This window comes from Bradyrhizobium sp. AUGA SZCCT0182 (assembly GCF_018130185.1).
Lineage (GTDB): Bacteria > Pseudomonadota > Alphaproteobacteria > Rhizobiales > Xanthobacteraceae > Bradyrhizobium.
Window position 1 is genome coordinate 18,671 of the sequence record NZ_JAFCLY010000016.1, and the last position, 23,320, is coordinate 41,990.

The 23,320-nt window shown below is 62.2% G+C and carries 13 protein-coding genes; 2 read left to right on the plus strand and 11 right to left on the minus strand.

Translation table 11 applies throughout. From position 1 onward, the window contains the following. Position 1: 1 nt before the first annotated feature. The 6 genes from JQ611_RS18320 to JQ611_RS18345 form a co-directional block, all read right to left on the minus strand. Complete coding sequence (locus tag JQ611_RS18320; RefSeq protein ID WP_212466176.1) at positions 2–9,784, minus strand: non-ribosomal peptide synthetase; 9,783 nt, start codon at positions 9,782–9,784, stop codon at positions 2–4. A 51-nt stretch (positions 9,785–9,835) separates the two neighbouring features. Continuing rightward, positions 9,836–10,804, minus strand: a complete 969-nt coding sequence (locus JQ611_RS18325) for a TauD/TfdA family dioxygenase (protein WP_212466177.1) — start codon at positions 10,802–10,804, stop codon at positions 9,836–9,838. Then, positions 10,773–11,528, minus strand: coding sequence for a thioesterase II family protein (locus tag JQ611_RS18330; RefSeq protein WP_212466178.1), 756 nt, complete (start codon positions 11,526–11,528; stop codon positions 10,773–10,775). The genes JQ611_RS18325 and JQ611_RS18330 overlap by 32 nt, the downstream gene beginning before the upstream one ends. Positions 11,529–11,548: 20 nt before the next feature. After that, on the minus strand, positions 11,549–11,779 hold the full coding sequence (locus JQ611_RS18335) for an MbtH family protein (RefSeq protein WP_212466179.1): 231 nt from the start codon (positions 11,777–11,779) through the stop codon (positions 11,549–11,551). A 365-nt stretch (positions 11,780–12,144) separates the two neighbouring features. Further along, positions 12,145–14,541, minus strand: coding sequence for a TonB-dependent siderophore receptor (locus JQ611_RS18340; RefSeq protein ID WP_212466244.1), 2,397 nt, complete (start codon positions 14,539–14,541; stop codon positions 12,145–12,147). A gap of 239 nt (positions 14,542–14,780) precedes the next feature. Beyond that, the gene (locus JQ611_RS18345) at positions 14,781–15,929 is read right to left on the minus strand and encodes an amidohydrolase (RefSeq protein WP_212466245.1); all 1,149 of its coding nucleotides are present in this window, start codon (positions 15,927–15,929) and stop codon (positions 14,781–14,783) included. Between the two features lie 143 nt (positions 15,930–16,072). Between JQ611_RS18345 and JQ611_RS18350 the strand changes: the two genes are divergently transcribed. Both JQ611_RS18350 and JQ611_RS18355 read left to right on the plus strand, forming a co-directional pair. Next, positions 16,073–16,246 carry a hypothetical protein gene (locus JQ611_RS18350; protein ID WP_212466180.1) on the plus strand — a complete coding sequence of 58 codons (174 nt, stop codon included), beginning with the start codon at positions 16,073–16,075 and terminating at the stop codon, positions 16,244–16,246. Between the two features lie 99 nt (positions 16,247–16,345). Continuing rightward, positions 16,346–16,705 carry a hypothetical protein gene (locus tag JQ611_RS18355; protein ID WP_212270301.1) on the plus strand — a complete coding sequence of 120 codons (360 nt, stop codon included), beginning with the start codon at positions 16,346–16,348 and terminating at the stop codon, positions 16,703–16,705. 97 nt (positions 16,706–16,802) lie between these two features. On the opposite strand, the gene JQ611_RS18360 is transcribed toward JQ611_RS18355, so the two are convergent. From JQ611_RS18360 to JQ611_RS18380, 5 genes are all read right to left on the minus strand, one after another. After that, positions 16,803–17,108, minus strand: a complete 306-nt coding sequence (locus JQ611_RS18360; protein ID WP_212386181.1) for a hypothetical protein — start codon at positions 17,106–17,108, stop codon at positions 16,803–16,805. Between the two features lie 934 nt (positions 17,109–18,042). Next, complete coding sequence (gene nikE / locus JQ611_RS18365) at positions 18,043–19,710, minus strand: ABC transporter ATP-binding protein (protein ID WP_212466181.1); 1,668 nt, start codon at positions 19,708–19,710, stop codon at positions 18,043–18,045. After that, positions 19,707–20,555, minus strand: coding sequence for an ABC transporter permease (locus JQ611_RS18370; RefSeq protein WP_212263765.1), 849 nt, complete (start codon positions 20,553–20,555; stop codon positions 19,707–19,709). The genes nikE and JQ611_RS18370 overlap by 4 nt, the downstream gene beginning before the upstream one ends. After that, the gene (locus JQ611_RS18375; RefSeq protein ID WP_212263764.1) at positions 20,552–21,583 is read right to left on the minus strand and encodes an ABC transporter permease; all 1,032 of its coding nucleotides are present in this window, start codon (positions 21,581–21,583) and stop codon (positions 20,552–20,554) included. Before JQ611_RS18375 ends, JQ611_RS18370 begins: the two co-directional genes overlap by 4 nt. A gap of 13 nt (positions 21,584–21,596) precedes the next feature. Next, positions 21,597–23,213, minus strand: a complete 1,617-nt coding sequence (locus JQ611_RS18380) for an ABC transporter substrate-binding protein (RefSeq protein WP_212263763.1) — start codon at positions 23,211–23,213, stop codon at positions 21,597–21,599. Between the last annotated feature and the right edge of the window lie 107 nt (positions 23,214–23,320).

Sequence of the window (23,320 nt, forward strand, 5' to 3'; positions counted from 1 at the left end):
GTCACAATCCCGATGCGATCAGATCTTGAAGTTCTTCCGCATCGAACTCGCGTTCGATCAGCCCGATCGAAACGATCCGGGCGAACTGGGCGAGCTCCGGATGAACGAACAGATCCGAAATCTGGATCGACACGCCGAGATCCTGCGACACCCGGCTGAGCAGCCGCACTGCGAGCAGTGAGTGTCCGCCGAGTTCGAAGAAATGATCATTGCGTCCGATCCGGTCGACGCCCAGCAACTTGGTCCAGATCTCCGCCAGCGCGATCTCGATTTCGTCCTCGGGCGCCGCATAGCGGCGGCGCGCCGCTGCGTCCTCGTCTGGCGGCGGCAGTGCTCGCCGATCGACTTTGCCATTCGGGGTCAGCGGCAGTTGCTCGAGCACCACGATTGTCGTGGGAACCATGTAGTCGGGCAGCATGGCCGACAACGCCTGGCGCAGCGCCTGGCCGTCGAGCGTCCGCTCGCCGCTTGCGTAGGCGATCAGCTGACGTCCCGCCCTTATCTCGCGTGCCACCACGACGGCGGCGCTTACGCCGCGCTGCTCCAGCAAACGCGCTTCGATCTCCCCCAATTCGATCCGGAAACCGCGAATCTTCACTTGATGGTCCGCGCGTCCGACATACTCGATCACGCCGTCAGCCCGCCACCGCGCCAGATCGCCGGTCCGGTAGAGACGCTCGCCGCTGCCACCGAACGGATCCGGAATAAACCGTTCCGCCGTCAGTGCGCCGCGTTTCAGGTAGCCCCGCGCCAGCCCCATACCACCGATGAACAACTCGCCCGTTACGCCGGCCGGGACCATGTTGAGTTCAGCGTCGAGAATGTAGGCGGACCGGAGGCCAACGGGCCGTCCGATCGGCGCGTACTGACCCGGCGTCAACGCAGCCTCGTCGACAGTCCATGCCGTCGGCGCGATCACCGTCTCGGTCGGACCATAGGCGTTGATCAGAAGCCCGACATTGACTGCTCGACGAAACGCCTTGATTCCCGTATCCGACCAGGCCTCGCCGCCCACGATGCAGACTCTCAGCGAAAGGCGTCGGCCGCTGTGCCGCAACGCTTCACTCAACTGGTCGGCATAGGCCGGAGGCAGGAAGAGTACCGTGACCGAATTACGCTCGATTTCGCCGACCAGGTCGTCGATCAGCAGACCTGGCCTGGACGGCAGGACGAGCGACCCGCCTGTCATCAGCGGCACCAGCCATCTTTCGTGGGCGATGTCGAAATTGATCGAAGCCGACTGAAACTCCCGATCGCCCGAGTTCATGCCGTACAGCCGGCCGATCGCCTCGCAATGCATGGCGAGCGGACCGTGCGAGACCGTCACGCCCTTCGGTGTTCCCGTCGAACCCGAGGTGTAGATCACATAGGCCAGGCTGTCCGGGTGGATTTCGACATCGAGATTGCTTGCATCGTCACCGGCGCGCCACTGCTGCGGCTCGTCCAGGCGCAAGGCCTCGACCCCGGTGTCGCGGAGCACTGGCGCAAAACGCTTGAGCAGCGCGCTTTCCGTCAATACCAACTTCGTCGCACTGTCGCGCAGCATGTGGGCGAGGCGATCGCCCGGATAGTCCGGATCGAGTGGAAGATAGGCGCCGCCGGCCTTCAGGACCGCCAGCAGCGCGACCATCATGTCCGGGCTGCGCGCCAGCGCCAGGCCGACCAGGCGATCCGGACCAATGCCCCACCGACGAAGCCGTCGCGCCAGCCGGTTCGCGCGGGCGTTCAACTCACCATAGCTGACTGACGCATCGCCCCACACCAGCGCGACCGACGAAGGCGCCTGCGCGGCCCGCGCCTCGATCTGCGCGACGACGCCGACATAGGAAGACCGTGATGCCGCCAAGTTCGAGGCACAGCTCCAGTCCAGAATTCGCCTTGCTTCATCATGGTCGGGCAATCCGATATCACCCACCGGCCGCTCGGCATTGGCCGCGATCTGCTCCAGCAATCCGCGCAAGCTGTCGCGCAGACGCCCGATCCCGGCTCCGCCAAAACGGGCCCGGTCGTAATTGAACTCCAGATTGAGCGCATCCGCTCCGGCGAACACCGCGACCGCCAGCGCATAGTTGGTGGGCGTGACGTGCTCCACGCGCCCGAGGCGAGGACCGCCCTCGCCGGTTTTCCGCAACGCTTCATCGATCGGATAATTTTCGAACACCAAGATGCTGTCGAACAGGGTCTGCCCGGCATGACCGGCAAGACGCTGGATCTCGTACAACGGCGTCCAGCCGTGCTCGCGCAAGGCCAGGTTCTGCTCCTGCAACTGGCGCAGCCAATCGCCGACACTGGCTTCCGGGTTTGGTGCGTCGACGATCGGCAGCGTGTTGATGAACAGGCCGACCATCTCCTCGGAGCCTGCCAGTTCCGCCGGACGGCCCGATACCGTCACCCCGAACGAGATTGCGCCCTGCCCCGAACGCCGCCGCAACAGCTGCGCCCACGCTCCTTGAATGAGCGTGTTAAGGGTCACGCGCTCTCGCTTCGCAAATGACTTCAACCGTTCGGTCAGCTCTGCGCTCACCGCAAGCGCGATGCTGGCGTGACCTTTGGCCTCCGGCGCCATGCCGTTCGATGCCCGCGCATTCGCCAGCAAGGTTGGCGTATCCAGCTTTCCCAGCGCATCACGCCAGAACGTGGCTGCGGCTGCATGATCCCTGCCCTGCAGCCACGCGATATAGTCGCGATAGTTGCCTTGCACCGTCGGCAGCGTGCCGCCGCTCACATGCTGCAACACCTCCGCAACCAGCCGCGCCGAGCTCCAGCCGTCGATAAAGATGTGATGATGGGTCCAGATCAGCCAATGCCTGACGTCATCGAGCCGGATCAAACGCACCCGCTGCAGTGGGGGTCGCGAGACATCAAAACCGTTTTCGCGCTCACGCCGAGATACTTCGGCCAGCGCGGCATCCAGCTCGGCGCGTTCGCCGCCGCCATCGAGCGCCGCCGCCCGATCGCGCCAATCTTCCTCGACAAAGGGCACCGCCACATGGCGATACACCACCTGCTGCGCTGAGCCCGACAAATGCTCCCAGACGAAGCCGGTCCGCAATGCGGCGTGCCGGTCACTCACCGCCTGCCACGCAGCTTTCAGCTTGCCGGCATCGAAGCCAAACACATCGAGCCCGACCTGGTTCACATAGACGTCGTCAGCACCATCCCGGAGCGCGTGGAACAGCATGCCCTGCTGCATCGGCGAAAGCGGATAGATGTCCTCGACACCGCGCAGGTCCAGAGCAGTCCCCAGCCTGTCGAGATCGGCCTGGTCAAGGCCGGACAACGCAACGTCGGACGGCGTAATGCCGGATGCACCGCTGCAGCAGTGCGTCACCAGTTCACGCAGGACAGTCTCGTACATTTGCGCCAACCGTTCAACCGTCTCCCGCCGATAACGCTTGCGCCCGTATCCAATGGACAGAAGCAAACATCCCTCGCGCACCTGACCCGTGATATTCAGCCAACCTCTGAGGTGACCTGCATCACTACGTGATGGGCCTGAACTCTCAGGTGCGAAGTCGAAAAGCGAGGAAGTACCTACGCTGCCATCAAACCGGCCGAGATAGTTGAACACGATCTGCGGTTCCGCCAGTCGCGCCAGCGCGCTGCGTTGCTCCTCGGAACCGAGGTAGCGCAACACGCCGTAGCCAATTCCACGGTTCGGGACGGCGCGGAGTTCTTCCTTGACCGATTTGATCAGTGATGCGTCGTCGCTTGATCCACCATGGAGCCGCACCGGGAACGCTGTTGTAAACCAGCCCACCGTGCGGGAAATATCCGTCGCGGGAAAAATGTCCTCACGGCCATGCCCCTCGAGTTCGATCGTCAGATCTTCGAGCCCGCACCAGCGCGAGACAGCGCGCACCAGGCTCGCCAGCAACAGATCATTGACCTGCGTCCGATAGGCGGATGGCGCTTGCTGCAGCAGCCTCGACGTCAATTCGGCATCGAGTACCAGCGGCACCTCTTCGCCGTCCCCGACGAGATCCAGATCACCGTGATCATTATCGCATGGCAGGTCGGCACCCGCTCCGCGCGCGAGCCAGAACGACAGCTCATCGGCAAGCTCCGGGGTGGCCGCATAGGCGTGCAGCCGCTCCCCCCACGATGCATAGGTTTCGCTCTTCGGCGGCAGCGAGACAGTGGCAGCGCCCTGCTTCAGCTGGCCGTAAGCTGCGGCCAGGTCTTCCAGGAGAACCCGCCACGACACGCCGTCAACCGCCAGATGATGAATCGCGATCAGCAGTCGTTGACTGCCATCGGCAAGATCCATTGCTGCCGCGCGCAACAAGGGACCCGATGACAGCGACAGGCTGGCCTGCGCGGCAGAAGCAATCGCCGTGGCCTGCGCCGCGTCGCCGACATCCGTGCGAACCCACAGCAATTCCGGCGGCGCCGGCGCGGCGCCATATTCTGCCCGCCACGTGCGGTCTACCTGCTCGAACCGCAAGCGCAGGGCATCGTGATGATCCACGACCGCAGCAAGCGCACGCCGCAGCACTTCCCAGTCCAGCCGCGACTGCGGGACCAGCAGCACGGCCTGATTCCAATGATGGCGGTTGCCGGAATCCTCATCGAAGAAGCGGGTCTGGATCGGCAGCAGGCGATGCACGCCGGCTACCCGCTCGTTCTCGACGATCGTCTCTGTCTTCGATGTCTCTTTCCTTGCTGCAGGCACCGCAGCAAGGACAGCCACATTTGCCAGGCGCGCCACGGTTTGCTGTCCAAAGACCTGTTTCGGCGTCAGACGAATGCCACGCTTGCGCAGCCGCGCGATGATCTGCAGGCTGAGAATTGAATCGCCGCCGAGTTCAAAGAAATTGTCGTTGCGGCCAATTTGCTCGCGGCCGAGCACCTCGCGCCAAATCGCAGCGATGGCCTCCTCGGTCTCTCCCTCGGGAGCCGCATAGTTCGCGACAATTGTGTCTTGATCCGGTTCCGGCAGCGCCTTGCGGTCCACCTTGCCGTTTGGCGTGAGCGGCAGGCGCTCCAGCAGAACGACGCGCGACGGCACCATGTATTCCGGCAGGACGGCAGCCAGTTGCTGCTTGGTTGCCTCCGCCGTCGGCGCCATGCCGGAGCGGGGAACGCAGTACACGACCAGTTCCTGCCGTTCGGCGCCTCTCCCAATGGCGCGGGCAATCACCACCGCGTCGTCTATCTCCTGCAACGCCTTGACCGCGCGCGCCACCTCGCCAAGCTCGATGCGATAGCCGCGCAGCTTGATCTGATCGTCGCCACGGCCGAGGAACACCAACCGCCCCGACTGATCGCAACGAACCCGATCCCCGGTCCGGTAGAGCCGCTCTCCGGCCGGTCCGAACGGATTCGGGACAAAGCGTTCGGCGGTCAGGCCAGGCTGACCACGATAGCCCCGCGCGAGCCCGGCACCTCCGATATAGAGTTCACCGGTGACGCCGATCGGCACCTCGCTTAGAGTGTCGTCCAGCACTTGGGCGCGCAAATTAGCGAGCGGCAAGCCGATCGGAACCGGACCTGCCTCCCCTGCAGGCTCCCATTCATGCGTAACCGCCCCGACCGTCGTTTCCGTCGGACCATAGTGATTGAGAATTCGGCATTGCGGCCGCAATTGACGGATTTCGTTCAACAGATCAGCGTCGCAGGCCTCACCGCCGAGAATCAGGACATCGCGGGGCAAGAGATCGGCCGAGCGTGACGCCTGCAACAGGCCGCGCAGATGGCTGGGCACGATCTTGAGAATGCCGACGTCACCATCCCGCATCGCCTTCGCAAACAAATCCGCATCGAGGATGGCTTCCGGAACCAATAGATTCAGCGTCGCCCCGGAGGCAAGTGCGCCGAACAGCACGGTGTGGCCGAGATCGGCCGCGACGGTAGAAACCATCGCCATGCTTGCACTCGGCGACGGCTGCACGCGTTGCAGCAGGGCCTGGACATAATTGGCCAGCGCACCGTGCGACACGGCGACGCCCTTGGGCGCCCCGGTCGATCCCGACGTGTAGATCACATAAGCGGTCTGCGCCGGATGAATCGTGCTGCCCGGAGGCGCGCTCGACAATTCTTCAGAGGTGGCGTCGGCGTCCGCATCGAGCACAAGGCAATCAAGCGTAAGCGCCTCGGCCAGCTTCTCACCGGACGCCAACACGATCTCGATCCCGCCATCCGCCAGGATGCCTCGGACCCGTTCCACCGGCCATTTCGGATCGAGCGGCACATAGGCACCGCCGGCCTTGAGCACGCCGAGCAGCGCCGTCACGAAGGCCGGCGAGCGCTCGATCCAGAGCCCAACAGGCGTTTCCCGTGTCACTCCCCCGGCAGCGAGCATGCGCGCGATACCCTCCGACTTCCGCTCGAGGTCCGCGAAAGTCAGTCTCTCGCTGCCGCATTGGATGGCAACCGCGGTCTGTCGATCGGCCGTCGAGGCGCGATAAAGACTGACCACATCGGTGCATCGGAACGCAGCGGTCTGGCTCGGCACCAGCTGCCGATTCGCATCGTCGATGACGAAGTCCGACACAAGGCGTTCTGCGTCTTCAGCGATCTGGCGGAGCAGCGAGCCGAACTGTGTCGCCAGCCGCGAGATCGTCGCGGAGTCGAAAAGATCGGTGGCGTAGTTGAAGGTCGCCTTCATGCCATTGGCGCCATCGACGATATCAAGCGCGAGATCGAAATGCGAACCCGCGAGGTCCAGGATGTCGATCTCGGCAGCAAGTCCTTCGACGCCGTCAAATCCGCTCGGCGCCTTCATATAGTTGAACTTCGCCTGGAACAGCGGGTTATGACCACCGCTGCGTTCAGGCCGCAGACCATCGACCAGCATCTCGAACGGAAGATCCTGATGGGAGAGCGCATCGATCACCGCTCCCTTGACCTGTTGGAGCAGGTCCGGGAACGTCGCTCCATCGACGATCTCGGCACGCAGCACCAGCGTATTGACGAAGCAACCGATCAATCGTTCGAGCTGCGCGTGACGACGCCCGGCTACGGGCACACCGACGCGCACATCGCTCTGGCCCGCATAGCGATATAGCAGCCCCTGATACGCCGCGAGCAGCAGCATGAAGACGCTCGCGCGATGTTTTCCCGCGATCTCGCGGAGCCGGGCGGCCAACGCGCCGTCGATCGTAACGCCGATCGTATCTCCGCCATGGCTTTGCGCCGCCAGACGCGGCCGGTCATGGGGCAGAGCCAGCACCGGGTGCATGTCACCCAGCTTTGAACGCCAATAAGCTAGCTGCCGGTCTGCCTCACCTCCCGCAAGCCAATCGCGTTGCCAGCTTGCGAAATCCGCATATTGAACCATCGGCACCGGCGGTGGACCGACGCCCTCCCGGATGAAGCTGCGATAAAGCCCCGCCAACTCCTGGAGCATCACGTCGAGCGACCAGCCATCGACGACAATATGGTGGGCCAGCAGCAACAGTTCGTGCTCATCGTCTGCGAACTGCAACAGGGCCGCCCGCAACAACGGCCCATTGACGAGATCGAACGGTTTGGCGAGTTCGGACTGACCGAGCCCCGCGGCGTGTTCGGCACGGGCGTGCGCGGGATATGGGCGGAGATCCTTGTGCCGGATGGCAACACTCAGCGAGCCATGAACCACCTGCTCTGCGCGGCCTTCGTGCGCGGCAAACGTGGTGCGCAACACCTCATGGCGCTGGACGATTTCCGCAATCGCCCGCGACAAGGCGGCATGATCGAGCTTTCCTTTCAGGCGGACCGTGCTGGCAACCGTGTAGGCCGTTCCGCCGGGGTCCATGTTCCAGAGAAACCACAGCCGTTCCTGGGCATGGGACAAGATCATGCGGCTTGCCGGCGCCGCCCGCTGGATCGACGGGAGAGCCCGTCCTGCGCCTTCACCCACCAGGGTATCGATCCGCCCTGCGAAGGCTGCGAGCGTCGGCGCATCGAAGAAGCTGCGCAATTCCAGCTCTACGCCGAAACGTTCGCGGATCGCGGCGGCGGTCTGTCCGGCCGTGATCGAGTTTCCGCCCAATACGAAGAAATCGTCCTCTCGGTGGACAGCCTGCACGCCGAGCGCGTCGCGCCAGATCGACGCCAGGGCACGCTCGGTATCGCCCGCGGGCGCCGTCAATGCGGCGCCATCGCGACGACGCCCTCTTTCGAAGACCATGAAACTGTCGAGCGTGTTGTCGGCCCAACGCGCGCTGCAGGCGGAACGCTGCAGCTTCCCGCTGGTCGTCAGCGGCATCCCCTGCGGGTTCAACAGGATGATGACAGCCGGATATTCCTGAGCCTGTCGAAGCACAGCCTCGCCGATGGCCTGAGCAAGAACCCCGGGATCACTGCGCCTAAGAACAACACGGCTGAACTCGGCCGCGACTCCAATGCTTTCCCGTCCGTCGATCTCGACCGCAAAAGCGGCCACCCGGCCGCTGCGAACCAACTCGACGTCGGCCTCCACCGCCTGCTCGACATCCGTCGGATAGACGTTCTGCCCGCGGACGATCAGGAGATCCTTGAGCCGGCCGGTGACGACCAGCGTGCCGTCTCGAATGAAGCCGAGATCTCCGGTGCGCAGCCAGCGCATGCCATCCCGCTCGACGAATGCCTTGGACGTGGCCTCCGGATTATTCCAGTACCCGAGCCCAACGCTGGGACCGGCGACCCAGATCTCGCCGACCTCGTCAGCCTCTGTGACCGTCGATCCATCCGTGCGCATGATGCGCGTGACGTGATCGCCGACCGTTTGACCGCAGGCCACCAGGTCGGTACCTTCACCGGCGTTCGCAATACGACCCGCCGCGAGCGCCGCTGTATCGAGCGTATGGCTGACGGATTCGGTCGTTGGGCTTCCTGCCGTCACCAGCAGCGTCGCCTCAGCCAGACCGTAGCAGGCGGTTAACGCACGTCGATCAAAACCGGTCCGCTCAAATCGCTCGCCGAATCTCTGAAGCGTGGTTTTGCGGACAAACTCCGAGCCGGAGAATGCGAATCTCCAACGGCTCAGGTCGAGCCGGCCGATCGTGTCATCGGAAACCCGATCGGCACACAACGCGTAGGCAAAATCGGGGCCACCGCTCAACGTTCCGCCGTGACGGTCGATAGCCTCAAGCCACCGTCGAGGCCGCTCGAGAAAATTGCGCGGCGACATCAAGACAGCGGTAAAGCCGGTGAACAGTGGATTCAGCAGTCCACCGATTAGTCCCATGTCGTGATAGAGCGGCAGCCAGCTGACGAAAACATCGTCGAGCGTTCCTCCTGTGACGGCCTGGATGGCCTTCTCGTTAGCCGTCAGATTGGCGTGCGAGACGCAAACCCCCTTCGGTTGCGACGTCGACCCCGACGTGTACTGCAGGAAAGCGACAGCATTCGCCGCAGGACTTGTCTCTCGCCATTGCGCAGCGAGTTCAGACGAAACCGCATCAACTTCGATAATCCGGACATTGGCCTGTTCGGGGATCGCCGCTTCCACGGCGGCCCGCAGATTTGTTTCCGTCAGAATGAAGCGCGGCGTCGCGTCGCGCAGAATGCCGTTGAGGCGACCTGCATAGCGATCGGCAGCACCTTCAGGCGGATACGCCGGAACCGCGATCACACCCGCGTAAAGACACGCATAGAATGCCACGGCATAGTCGAGCCCGCTGGGCAGCAGGATGACCGCCCGCTCGCCCGCGCCGCCCAATTGTTGCAACCGGGACGCGACGGCGCGAACCCTTGTATCGAGAGCGGCGAACGTCAATTCGCCGGCGACATCATCGCCTTCGAGGAAGCGCAACGCCACCCGATCCGGACGCAACGCTGCGTGGCCGCGTAGTCGTTCGACGAGACTGTCTTGATGCATTTTCTCGAAATCCAGTCCGGAAATCTCCGCCTCGCGGGCAGCGAGGGACGATCAGCTCTGCCGATGCGCCTCGGCCATGGCGACGATCACCTTGCGCGGGCCCTTGAACGGCGCGCGCGCATGCGCGGTGAGCATGTTGTCGAGCATGACGACATCGCCGGCCTGCCAGGGAAAGCTGATCTTGTGCGCCTCCAGCACGTTGCGCACGGTGGTCAGCGTCTCGTCGTCGATCGGCGCCCCGTCGCCGTAGAACACGTTGCGCGGCAGCTCGACCTCGTCGCCGACAACGTCGAGCAAGCTCTCACGCACCTCCGGCTCGAGATTCGAGACGTGAAACAGATGAGCCTGATTGAACCAGACCCAGTCGCCCGTTACGGGGTGACGTGCCGTGCCCTGGCAGATCTGGCGCGTCCGCAGCTCGCCGTCTTCTTTCCATTCACAGTCGATGTCATGGCGGGCGCAATAGGCCTCGACCTCCGACCTGGAATCGGTGCCGAACACCTGCTGCCAGTCGACATCGAGGCCGTTGCCGTAATTGCGGACATACATGACGCCCTTCTCGGCGAAACGCTCCCGAATGGCTGACGGCATGTCTCGATGGATCGCGCGGCTGTCGGCGATCGGCGTCTCGCCGCCCTCTTGTGCCGGCTGCATGCAATAGAACCAGATCTTCATCGGCCAATCCCTTGTATAGGCCTGCTCGTTATGTAGCGGAATATGCTGGTGCGGCGGGTATTCGGTGGACGTGTAGACGCCAGAAGTGACCTGCAAGCGCGGCGTCGATCCGAACTCGTAGCTGAGCAGCGGATGGCCAAAATCGGCCGCGAAAGCCCGGAACGCGTCGGGGCCATCGAGAGAGAAGTCACGAAACACGATGCCGCCGCAATCGATCAAATGCCGGTCGATGGTATCGCGCAGCATCGGAAGCGCCGCGCCGAGCGGCTGCCCTGCCTTGTCGGCCTTCAGCAACAACGGAAGGCTCTTGCCTTCAACGAGTGGCAGGACGGCGAATGCGCTCATGATCCTTGCTCCAATGCGAACCCATCGACCGTCCCGATTGCCGGGCCAGGGCCGATCCGACCAGGTCGAGCAGTTCGGCTTGCTGCGTGTGAATGAAGAAGTGATGTCCCGGCAGCATGTCGAGCGCGAATTCGGCTGAGGTCTCCTGCTGCCAGGCTTCCAGCGACTGGCGGCTGGTCTCGTCGTCGATGCCGCCGAAGATGTGGACGGGACACGGCAGCGGACGCCGCGGCCGATAGTTATAGGCGCCGCACATCAGGAAATCGGCGCGCAGCACCGGCAGCGCCGATCGCATGAGTTCCGCATTCGCCAGTGCTTCGTCGGGCGTCCCCTGAAGATTGCGCAGTTCCTTCAGCAGCGCTTCGTCGCTCAGCGGCAGGCGCCATTTGCTTCCGTCTCGAACGGCCGGCGCCTCCGTGCCCGACCCGAAGAAGATGGCCGGCGCGGATGCGCCGCGATCGAGCAGGCTGTGGGCAACCTCAAACCCAATCAGCGCGCCGAGGCTGTGCCCGAACAGCGCATAAGGACCATCAAGCTGTGCGTCGATCTCTGCGGCCAGTTGCACGGCGAGTGCTCGCGGATCGGTCGCCAATGGCTCGTCCATCCGCGCGCCGCGTCCGGGCCACTCGACCGGCCGGACGTCGATCCAAGCGGGCAGCAGCCTGCGCCACCGCGCATAGAACATGGCGCTGCCGCCGGAGTATGGCAGACAAAAAAGCCGCATCGGAAGACGGGCTCCGCTTGCTAAGCCGATTTCGGCGCAGGAGGCGCTTCGTCCATGAATTTGCGCAGCGTCAGGGGACGCATGTCGGTCCACACCTGCTCGATGTGATCCAGGCATTCCTTCTTGGTGCCGGTCTTGCCGACTGCCGTCCAGCCGTTTGGAATATCCTTGAACGTCGGCCAGATCGAATATTGCTCTTCGTGATTGATGACGACGGTGAAGGTGACGTCGTCTCTGTCAAAAACCATCATGGCCGGCACCTTTCAGAAAAACGAAGCAACGGCGTCTGACTAGGTCAGAAGCAAATGATGGTCAAAGCAATATCGGCGACGCAGTTTTTAATAGCTCCAAGGTGGCGCGTTAGTGGAAAATACAACCTCCGCGCAGCGACCGGGCGCGCGCGGCAAGTGACTGATTTGCAAGGTGATCCGTATTTTGTCGAATTCTAATCATCCAAGCTGGAACATTTTTCGTTCTGGAAATCGGACACCAGCTCTCAAGTTTTTTTCATCGCATTGTCATCAATTCCGTCGGAATGAGAACGACCCCCGAACAAGACAATGCCGCCGCGGATGAAATCCGCGACGGCACGCACTGCCGGAAAACGACGCAGCGTTCAGAAGTTGAACGTCGTCGACAGGAGATAGGTGCGCGGCGCGGCAAGCGTGATCACACCGCTGTAGGCCGACGCCCAATAGGTCTTGTTGAAGACGTTCTCGACATTGGCACGGATCACGATCGGCTTTCCGTTCCACGGAGACGTCAGGGTATAACGCGCTCCGAGATCAACCCTCGTCCATTCCGGGATGGAAAGGGTATTGGTCACGTTGGCATACTGCGAGGCGGTATAGATCACCCTGCCCGTGAGTGTCAGGTCGCGCAACGGCGTATCCCACTCCGCACCGATGTTGGCGTTGAAGCCGGGCACGCCGACCGCCTTCCTGCCGTCGGTATTCACGCCGGCCACGGTGGGCGTGGCAACCTGCCTGCCGTCGATCAACGCCACGCCGCCAAGCACCCGGAATTCGGGGGTTATTTCGCCGAACACATTGAGTTCAGTGCCGCGATTGCGCTGCCTGCCGTTAAGTTGCTGGGTCGCCGTCACGCCCGTTCCCACCGCGATAATGCTCGCCTGCTCGATCTCGAACATACTGAGGGTCGTGGTCAGGCGGCCCGTATCGAACTTGACACCGGCCTCGGCCTGGGTGGTCTTGCTGGGCGGGAATACGGTACCCACGTTGGTGAAAGCGCCGCCAACGACGGTCGGTGTCTGGAGTCCTTCGATGTAGTTTGCGTAAAGCGAGATATTCTCGACCGGCTTGACCACGAGGGCATAGGCCGGGGTCCACACGCTTTCAGACTGGAACGGCCGGTTCGGATTGGCCACTGTAGCAAATACGTTGTTGATCTCACTCCCTGCGGTCTGGCGACGGACACCGACGGTCAACTGGACGCGATTGTTCCACGTCGACATCGTATCGGAAACGCCAAAGCTCGACAGATTCACGTGGGTGACCTGACTGGCCGACAATGTCGTGAAGTTGGGCTTGGGAATATTGGTCGGCTCGGTGTAGAGGTTCCAGAAAATAATATCGGTCAGGGCATTAGCGGACCGCGTCCGGACCTGCTGGTCATAGGTTCGGTCGTTCTCCGAATAGTTGAAGTTCAAGGCATGTCTAACGGGACCGGTGTCCACCGTTGCACGAACGCCAGCCTCGCCCGCGAGCGTCTCGAACCTCTCACTCCCCATCAGCGGTCGCGACCACAAGCCTCCCGCCTGCAACGTTCCCGGAGGGATCGTTATGGCACCGGGCGCGATATTGGAGATGTTGGGCGAAGGGTAGGCATAGTTGATGTTGCTGTCGTGATAACCAAAAGCCGCATAGGCGGTTAGGTTGTCGGCAAGATCCACCTCGCTCCTTACGGTCGAGAAAAAGTCCGTCGGCGTGTAATAGGCCCACGGAACCTGGAAATTGAGCCCCGCCTTCGGCGGCGCGGGAATGAACTGCGTCGCGGGTGCGGCCGTGGTTCCAGGCGTGTTGAAGAAGCGCAGCGGCGGATTCAGATTGTCGGCCTGATAGCCGATATCGACTTCCACGCGCGCGTTCTCGCCCCGATAATCAAGGCCCAGGACAGCGTTGCCGAATTCGTCGGTCTGGCGATTCCACGGGGTGCCGCCGTTGGAATAGGTGCTATTCAGCCGGACGCCCCACTCCTTGTGCTCGCCGTAGCGCCGGCTGACGTCGGTGATCTGTCCGAACTGCGATCTGGAAACGTAGGTCCCCGTCAGCCGCGTAATATCGACATCCGGAGCATGCTTGGTGATGAGATTGACGGTGCCGCCGACAGCGCCGCCGCTCGTCGCACCGGTGCCGCCAACCGTCATGCCGTTGAGCAAGGCGCTCGGACCCTTCAGAACCTCGACGCGCTCGACGAAATTTGCACCCGTGGAGTAGTATGGCGCGATGCCGGCCAGGCCGTTCAAACTGTAATCGCCGCTGTCGTAATAGAAGCCGCGAATGAACAGACCGTCGGCGCCGCCACCTGCCGCCTGTATCACTCTGACCGAAGGATCATTCGCCAGCACGTCACGAATCGTGCGGGCCTGCTGATTCGCAATCAATTCCGCAGTGTAGCTGGTCTGGTTGAACGGCGAATTCATCACGCCGCGGTTGCCGAGAAGGCCGAGGCTTCCGCCCGTCGCCACCTGCCCGCCCGCATAGGGGGCCGGGGGCGCACCGAGTGTTCCGGTCGAAGGCGTCAGATACGGAACCGGTTCGATGCGGCGAGGCGCCGGCGCGGCGACACGGCGTTGCACGCGCGACGTGGACGGCTGCGTTCTCCGTGCCGCGGGCCGCGCTCGCTGCTGCGTCGGAGCATCTACGGTGACGGGCGGCAAGCTCTGCGCGAACGCTTTCTGACCGCTGGCAAAATCGAGCGAAAGAGCAAGATAACTTACCGCGCCCAACGAAACAGCGCGCACAACATTTCTGGTCGCAATCTTATACGTCATACTTCCACCCCAAAGCCCATAAGCAGGTCCCTGAGGCCGTTCTATCTTCGCGAGTGGAAACAGCGAGTAGAAGCTATCTAAGGTAACGGCGCGTGCGCACAACAGATTGCATCAGTGGCGATCGAGCAACACCGCGCAGTTTCCAATCGTTCTAAACTATACCTGAGTTTTTAAGCGTTCTAAATTTGCAAGCTGCGCGCGAAATTCAATCACGCGCGTGACGTCAGCTGCGCGCCATCTCATCCCAACAGATTACGTAATGCACGGATGAAGACCCGCGAGCCGATTTCGATCAATTCGTCCGGAAAATCATAGTCCGGCTGATGCAGGCCGGGATGCCGCGTGCCCGCCCCCAGGAAAAACATCGCGGCCTTTGACCGGTAGTTGAAACGTCCAAAATCCTCCGACCCCCGCATCGGCAGCCCCTGCCCGGAATACGGCACGCCCCCTGCCTCCAGCGCGCTCCGGAGATGGACGACGGCCTCCGCGTCATTCATGCAATGATTGAACACATCGCGATAGATGATCTCCGCCTTCAGTCCTTCGCTTGCCGCCACGCTCTGGACCAGGCTTTCGGCCTGCGCGCGAAGGGCGTCCATCTTCGAATCGGTCAACGTCCTGAGTGTCGCCCAGACCTCGGCATGACCGGGCGAGATGCCGAACGCCGGTTCTCCCAACCTCGCATGGGTGACGGTCACCATGGAGAAATCTTCGTCGAGCGCCCCGCCCCGTCCGAGCGCATCGATCTCGTCCAACAGTCTCGCGATGGCTGCCTGCGGCGAAACACCGAGTTCGGGGCTCGACGCGTGCGAGGTTCGCCCGGACAGTTTGATCTGCATACCGCGAGAGGCGCAGTTGACCAGCCCCTCGGCGATCGAAACTTGCCCAAGAGGAAGTCCCGGCAAATTGTGCAACGAGAGCACAAAATCGGGCTGCACCTGCTCAAACTTCTCGTCGGCGAGGACAGCAGCGGCGCCAGATCCATCCTCTTCCGCCGGTTGAAACAGCAGTACGGCCCGCCCTCGTTGCGGGCGCTGACGATCCAAGCCGCGCGCCACCGCCGCCAAAATCGTCATGTGACCGTCGTGACCGCAAAGATGCGCTTTTCCTGGTTCCGACGACCGATACGGCAGAGCCGAGATCTCCTGGATCGGCAATCCATCCAGCTCGGCGCGAAGCATGATCGTCGGGCCAGGTGCATCTCCTTGGTAGATCCCGAGCAGGCCATGCCCGCCAAGTCCCGTGACGACCTTGTCGGCACCAGTTGCATGGAGAAGCGCCTTCACTGCTTGCGCGGTCTTCTCTTCCTGCCCTGACAATTCGGGCTTGCTGTGGAGCTGGTGCCGCCACGCAATCAGTTCCGTCAATTCCCGCTCAGCCAAAAACATGCTCATGCTCATCACGTTCAGCTCAATAGGCCCCGATTTCGGGCGTTGATCATGACATCACATAACACCAGGAACGAGTCGCAAGGACAGGAACCTGATCGTTGTCACTCACATCAGGACGATCGCATCGGGTGAAGTCGATCTTGAATCGATCAAAATTAGGTATCGAACCAAGCTTAGAACAATTTGAAAGAACCATCGAAAACGATCCAGACGGCTCGCTCGCCTTGCTTAAAAAGCCAGTCATTGGAGCAACAAGCCGAAATCCTGTCACCATTAGAAATATTCCAAACCTCTCCTGCAACGCACACGCATGAATGCGCCGTGAGATTTGACGCAACCGCGCTTTTTTGCGAGCAGACCTAGAAGCGATCCAATTCAGCCTGCCCGTCATGTCAAAGGTGAGTCTGTCTCATATGGCCAAGACAAAGAGCACGACCGTTAAACCTGAACCAGTTTTGCCGGATCGGATCATTCAGTTGACGGAAAATGCGCCGTACGCACCGTTGGTGGTACGGCACACGGCCGATCGCGCTGCTTTCCTGCCGGAAATACTATCGTTGCACACAAAGCACGAGCTTTCGGAAATACCCGGGCTTGGGAAGGCGTCGATCGCAACGATCGAGGTCTGGCTGGCCGAGCATGGGCGCAGGTTACGAATGCCCGGCGAAAGCCTCGATGCCGTCATTTGCCATTTTGGCGCCAGGCGCAGGCACACCGGCGAGCACAAGCTCGGGGCGCGCCTTCGATCCGCCCCCGTCGATCACCGGCCGTGAACATGACAATATTTCCGAAGCAGACGGCGGGATCAGCGTCGACGGCGGCGTTCAAAGCCAACCGCTACGCACAAGGTCGGCCGGGGTCGCGCATGACTCATGCACGTCCGACGGCTTGCATGACGCGCAAGTCACTGGACGGGACAGTCTGTGTTTTCGCTGCCAGCGCCGCCTGCAAAGCCTCGACATCGGCACGCAGATTCGGCTTCCAGCCGCAGGGACAACCGTCATCACAACGATGCTGATCGGCGACTTCCCTGTAGACGGCTCCGAGCGCGGACGCGGCAAGGCTCATGACGGTCATGGGCGGCAGCTGGGTGGTACGAAGGACATCGCAGAAGGCCGTCATAATGGACCGATGCATCTCTGCGCCGGCAGATTCGCTATCCGTGTCTGATTGCATGACTGCTCGGATCCTCTTCCTTGTTCGCGCCCATGGCGGGCGGCCGCGAAGGCCACAATGTGCTCAGAGAAACGCACCCTGCGCGACCAACGTCAGCGCCGGACAATCGATACGCCCTGACGTGATTGCCATCAAGCGATCGCCTGCGTTTCAAAATTTGAATGGCTCGAAACTGTAGAGAACAGATTGCCCAGCATGAACACGCGGACATGAATCCGCGATCTCGCGGCCTAATATGCCCGAGCTCTGCCAGAAATTCCTTGCCCTCGAAAAATAGAGGGCGCAGGGAAGACCGGGTGCGCGCTGCACCCGCGGTCTCGCGTGCGGTTTGCACAGAACAAAGTGCACACGAGCATACAGGGCAGCGGTGAACACCCGGCCTTCCCTGCGCAATGGCTTTACGGCTTATGCCGTGATCTCCCCGGAGACGAGTTCTTGGTTGACTCCGTCGCTATCGTTTCCGCTCACGCTTCTCCGACAGCTTGACGCCGGCAACGGGCGCCAGGACCACACGGTTTTGCCGTACGCTTAATCCACGCCGTCGTCTCAGCGTAAACAAGCGTCCACCGCAACCCGCCCAACGTCCGTGACGACGGCCGACGCCCTTCTGAGTAGGACGGGATGGCCAAACACATACCTCTGATTTTCCTTCTGGTAAACAGAAATCTTTTTTTATCTTGGGACTTGACACGAATTCCGTAAATCAGAACTGATTTGCCCGTCGGGTTGATTTGCCGCACTCCGCCGTCATTGCGCATCGAAAAAGAGGACCTACGGGATGGAACGCCAAAGCCTGAAACGCCAAAGCCTGAAACGTCAAAGCCCCGCCGATCTCGCCCGTGCGCTCTATGCCGCGCTGGCCGCCGGGGGCCGGACTTGACGGCCTATCGGTGGTCGGCGAAAGCGGCTTTTGCGGCTGTCGCGCCCGTCAATATCAGGTTACGGATGCAACCAGTTCCGGCTCGATATGCGGCACGGCTTCAACCAGCTCACGTGTGTAAGCGGTTTTCGGATTGTCGAACATCGCCCGGCTCTCGCCCTGTTCGACGATGCGGCCATTTTGCAGCACGATGGTCCGGTCGCACATCATGCGAACGACGTTGAGGTCGTGGCTGACGAAGAGGAAGGCCAAGTCATCCTCACGTCGCAGCCGGTCGAGCAGTTGCAGCACCACCGCCTGTACCGATACATCCAACGCCGCCGTCGGCTCGTCCAGCACCAGGAGGCGCGGCCGGCAGGCGATGGCGCGGGCAATGCCAACACGAGCCTTCTGGCCGCCCGAAAGCTGATGCGGGAAGCGCGTCAGCAATTCGACCCCCAATCCGACCCGTCGTGCACACTCCTCCACCCGCTGCCGCAGCGCGTCGCCGGCGCGCATGCCACCCAGCCGCAACAGCGGATGGGCGATGCAGTCAAAGGCGGTGAAGCGCGGGTTGAGGCTGTCGTTCGGATCCTGAAAGACGATCTGGATATCCTTGCGAAACGGCGAGCGGTGAAAATCGCGGGCCGGGATATGGCCGATCGACTGTCCTTCGAACGCGATCTCGCCCTCGCTCGGATCGATCAACCGGCAGATGATGCGCGATGTCGTGCTCTTGCCGGAACCCGACTCGCCGACCAAGCCGACGCTCTCGCCGGCATTGATCATCATCGAAAAGTCCGCGACCGCCGGGGCCCCCTGATCGAACCGCTTTGCGAGTTTCTGCACCTCCAGCAGCGGCGGCGTGCCCGGAGCAGCCGGCGATTTGGGTGCGACCTGGATCGCCACTTCTCGACCCCTCTCCTCTTCCGGCACCAAATCCGCGATCCGGGACGTCGCCGTGGGCGAAGCAGCAACAAGGCGCTTGGTGTAGGAATGCTGCGGCGCTCGGAACAGTGTCAGCGGTTCGGCCTCCTCGACCAGCCGGCCTTGCTCCATCACCACGACGCGACGACAGTAACGGGCGGCGAGACCGAGGTCATGGGTGATCAGAATGGTCGCCATGCCGCGCTCGGCCGCAATCCCGGTCAACAAATCCATCACGACCTTTTGCGTCGTAACGTCGAGGCCGGTAGTGGGCTCGTCGGCGATCAGCAGTGCGGGATTACAGGAAATCGCCATCGCGATCATCACACGCTGGCACATACCGCCGGAGAGTTCGTGCGGATAAGCGGACATCCGCTTTTCGGGATCGCGGATTTGCACGGCGCGCAACAGTTCCAGCGCCTGCGCGCGCGCCTGATCCCGCGGCATTCGCTTATGAGCCGTGATGGCATCGGCGATCTGGTCGCCGACGGCACGGATTGGATTGAGCGCTGCGCGAGGATTTTGAAAGATCATCGCCATCGCCGCGCCGTGCAGATAACGGAAATCACTCCCTGATATCCGCGTGATGTCCTGCCCGCGAAACCGGATATTGCCTGCCGTGATACGGCCGGCCGCATCGAGCAGCCGCGTGATCGCAAAACCCGTCACGGACTTGCCCGAACCGCTCTCGCCGACCAGGCCGAGCATCTCGCCCGCACCGAGCGACAGCGTGACGCCACGCACCGCCTCGACAAGACCACGCCGTGTCGAGAAAGTGACGTGCAGGTCGTCCAGTGCCAGCAGCGATGGGGTCATGTGCGCATGCGGGGGTCGAGAATATCGCGCACCCCGTCGCCGAGGAGGTTGAAGCACAGCACAGTCAGCATCAGCGCCAACCCGGGGAATGCAACCAGCCACCATTTGCCCGTCGAAATGAAGCGCGCGCCTTCGGCAACCATGATGCCCCATTCCGGCGTCGGCGGCTTGACGCCGAGACCGATAAAGGACAGTCCGGCCGCATTGAGGATCGCCCAGCCGAGATTGAGCGATATCTGCACCGCCATGGCCGGCAGCACGTTCGGCAGCAGGAAGCGCAGCACGACCGAGATGTGGCTGTCGCCGCAGGCGCGCGCCGCCTCGACCCAGCCGACATTGCGGCGGACGTTCACCTCCGCCCGCGCAAAGCGGATGTAGAACGGCAGATTGATGATGGCGGTCGCGATGATGATGTTCTCGACCCGGTTGCCGAGGGCCGCGACCATCGCCATCGCCAGCACGAAAAGCGGAAAAGCCATCACGACGTCGACAAAGCGGCCGACGCCGCGATCGAGACGGCCGCCGGTATAGCCGCAGATCGCGCCGATGACGGCGCCGATGGCAAAGGAGATCCCGACCGCCGAGACGGCGATGGCAAGGTCGAGCCGTGCCGCGACGATGAGGCGGCTGAATACGTCGCGGCCGAGCTGATCGGTGCCTGCGATGTGCGCCGCGCTCGGCGGCTGCAGCGCCTGCGATACATTCGAGACGATCGGATCGTACGGCACGATCCAGGGCCCGAAGATCGCAATCAACACCAGCAGGAAAACGCCGGTCGCGGCGACACCGGTGAGCGGATTGCCGCGCAGGATCCAGCCGGCATGGCGTAATGTCGCACTGGTCATCCGATTGTCACCCTGGGATCGGCGATACCATAGAGGATGTCCACCAACAAATTGACGATCACGAACACGGTCGCCATCAGCAGCACGAAGCCTTGCACCGGCGCATAATCGGAAGACAGCAACGCATCGAGCGCGTAGGAAGCGACGCCCGGCCACGAGAATACCTTTTCCACCAGCACATTGGCGCCGAGCATGGTCGAGAACACGATGCCGGCGATGGTGATGACCGGTAGGATGGCGTTGCGCAGTGCATAGGTGACGACGATTTTCCACCACGGAAGGCCCATGGAGCGCGCGGTGCGCACGAAATCACTGCCCAGCGAGACCAGCATCGAGGCGCGCGTGATGCGCGCCAGCGGCGCCACCACGAACAGCGCCATGCTGAGCGCCGGCAGGATCAGTTGCCGGAAGGCGGCCCACCAGCCATCGAAATCGCCGGCGATCAGGAAATCGATCAACAGGAAACCGGTTCGCCTCGGCGGCAGCGATGCGAAGATATCGACCCGGCCGGTCGGATCAGGCGCAAGCCCGAGCAGGTAATAGAAAACATAGATCAGCAACAGGCCCGAGACGAATGTCGGGACACAGACGCCGAGCGCGCAGAAAAATCGCACGCCGTGGTCGATGATGGAGCCCGGTCTGAGCGCTGCCAGCACACCGAGGGGCACCGCCGACACCAGCGCGATCAGCAGCGCCGTAAGCGTCAGTTCCAGCGAGGCCGGCAGCCGCTCGCGCAGATCCTTCGTGACCATTTGGCCGGTCATCATCGACCGACCGAGATTGCCGCTGCCGACGTCATAGAGATAGAGCATCAGTTGTTCGGGCATCGGCTTGTCGAGGCCCATCTGCTTGCGGATGACCTCGATCTCCTCCTTGCCGGAGTTCGGCCCGGAGGCGAAGAACACCGCCGGATCGCCCGGCAGCACCCGCATCAGCAGGAAGGTGAACACGAGCACGCCAAACAGCGCCGGTAGCGAGGACAGGAAACGCCTGCCCGCCCGTATCACCGTTGCTCCAAAGGCCGCCATCGTACCCGCCGGGTTACTTGCGACTGAGATCGCGATAATCGACCTGCCGGTGGAACTGGTAGGTGTAGCCTTCGACCGAGGCCGCCATGACCGCGTCCTGGCTGGGCTGCCAGAGCGGAATCTGCGGCATCTCGGTGAAATGGATGGCGTTGAGCTTCCTGCCGTCTTCCTCATACTTGGCCGCATCGGGTTCGAAGCGGGCCTTCTGCGCGATCTCCACCAGTTCGGCATTGTTGATCGACGAGTAGTTCCAGCGCTGATTGCCGGTGTAGAAGTTGCGGTAGAAATAGTCTGGCGAAGGCAACCAGGCGACGATGCCCTCGGTAAAGAAAGGCAGCTTCTTCTCGTTGATCTGCGTCGACATCTGCGCATCCGGCAGCTTCTGGATATCGACCTTGATGCCGATCTTGGCGAGCGACTCCTTCACTAGCGCAGCCATAGGCTCGGCGGTGGAAGCCTGACCGACGTTAAAGCTGAACGTGGTCGAGAAGCCGTCCGGCATGCCGGCCGCCTTCAGATATTCCCTGGCCTTATCGAGGTCGAGTTTCACCGGCTGCGGTACAGGATAGGCGCCGCTCGATGGCTTGCCATCAGCCCATGTTGCGCCAAACAGCGGCGACCCGCGGCTGAACAGCGCCGCCTTGAACATGTCGTCATAGGGCAGCGCAAAAGCGACGGCGCGGCGCACATTGACGTTGTCGAAGGGCGGGATTTGATTGTTCATCGAAACGAAGGTGACGGAATTGTATTGCGGCGTCGAGATCACCTTCAGCTTGGCTTTGGCTTCGAGCGACTGGACGTCGCTCGCCTGCAGATCGACGACGATATCGGCGTCGCCACGCTCGACCAGATTGGCGCGCGTCGCCGGCTCCGGCACCGACTGCACGATGACGCGTTTGAAGAACGCCGACTTGTCGGTCGTGCCGCGGTTCCAGGCCTCGTTGCGCACCATGATCACCTGTTCACCCGGCTTGAACGTCTCGATCCTGTAGGCGCCGCTGCCGGCCGTGTTCTCCTTCAACCACGCCGTTGCCCAGGGATCCTCTGCCGTCGCATGCGACTTGGCGACCTTGGAGTTGATGATGATCGGGTAGACGGTGGCGAGATTCGGTAAGGCCAGCTTGTCCGGCTTCGGCAGCGTCACCTCGATGGTCAAGGGGTCGACGACCTTGAACTGATCGGCTGATGTCAACGATCCCGTGAGAAGCTGCGCCTTGCCGAGGATCGGCGCCGTGACGACGCGGTCGAGCGACCACTTGACGTCATCAGCGGTGACCGGTGTACCGTCCTGGAATTTCGCGTCCTTGCGCAGGCGAAAAGTCATCTTCAGCCCGTCCGGGCTGACCTCGTAGGATTCCGCCAGCTCTCCGGTGATCTTGCTGAGGTCAAACACCCATTTGCCATTGAGTTGCTTGCGGCCAAATGACACGAGCCGGTCGTAGGTGCTGAGACTCACCGCAAAGGCTTCGCGGGTCGAACCCGGAACATTCGGCTCGAGCGTATTGACCGATGCGCCGGTGACGTAGCGCAGCGTTTCCGCGCGCGTTTGTGCCTGCACCGATCCGGCGGCCAGTGAAAACGCGACAAAGGCTACCGCCGAAAGCAGACGCCTGGATCCTGTAACGCCCATCGAACTTATTCCCTATATTGTCAGGTTTATTTTCTGAATGAGAACATCAACTTAAAGCAAGGGATATGCCAACCGGAACCGCCAGAGGCAGGAGCATAGTAGGTATG

Bases quoted from the DNA above. Each gene is read 5' to 3' on its own strand.
- JQ611_RS18320 (WP_212466176.1), bottom strand. From the start codon at position 9,784: ATGCATCAAGACAGTCTCGTCGAACGACTACGCGGCCACGCAGCGTTG.
- JQ611_RS18325 (WP_212466177.1), bottom strand. From the start codon at position 10,804: ATGAGCGCATTCGCCGTCCTGCCACTCGTTGAAGGCAAGAGCCTTCCG.
- JQ611_RS18330 (WP_212466178.1), bottom strand. From the start codon at position 11,528: ATGCGGCTTTTTTGTCTGCCATACTCCGGCGGCAGCGCCATGTTCTAT.
- JQ611_RS18335 (WP_212466179.1), bottom strand. From the start codon at position 11,779: ATGATGGTTTTTGACAGAGACGACGTCACCTTCACCGTCGTCATCAAT.
- JQ611_RS18340 (WP_212466244.1), bottom strand. From the start codon at position 14,541: ATGACGTATAAGATTGCGACCAGAAATGTTGTGCGCGCTGTTTCGTTG.
- JQ611_RS18345 (WP_212466245.1), bottom strand. From the start codon at position 15,929: ATGTTTTTGGCTGAGCGGGAATTGACGGAACTGATTGCGTGGCGGCAC.
- JQ611_RS18355 (WP_212270301.1), top strand. From the start codon at position 16,346: ATGGCCAAGACAAAGAGCACGACCGTTAAACCTGAACCAGTTTTGCCG.
- JQ611_RS18360 (WP_212386181.1), bottom strand. From the start codon at position 17,108: ATGCAATCAGACACGGATAGCGAATCTGCCGGCGCAGAGATGCATCGG.
- nikE (WP_212466181.1), bottom strand. From the start codon at position 19,710: ATGACCCCATCGCTGCTGGCACTGGACGACCTGCACGTCACTTTCTCG.
- JQ611_RS18370 (WP_212263765.1), bottom strand. From the start codon at position 20,555: ATGACCAGTGCGACATTACGCCATGCCGGCTGGATCCTGCGCGGCAAT.
- JQ611_RS18375 (WP_212263764.1), bottom strand. From the start codon at position 21,583: ATGGCGGCCTTTGGAGCAACGGTGATACGGGCGGGCAGGCGTTTCCTG.
- JQ611_RS18380 (WP_212263763.1), bottom strand. From the start codon at position 23,213: ATGGGCGTTACAGGATCCAGGCGTCTGCTTTCGGCGGTAGCCTTTGTC.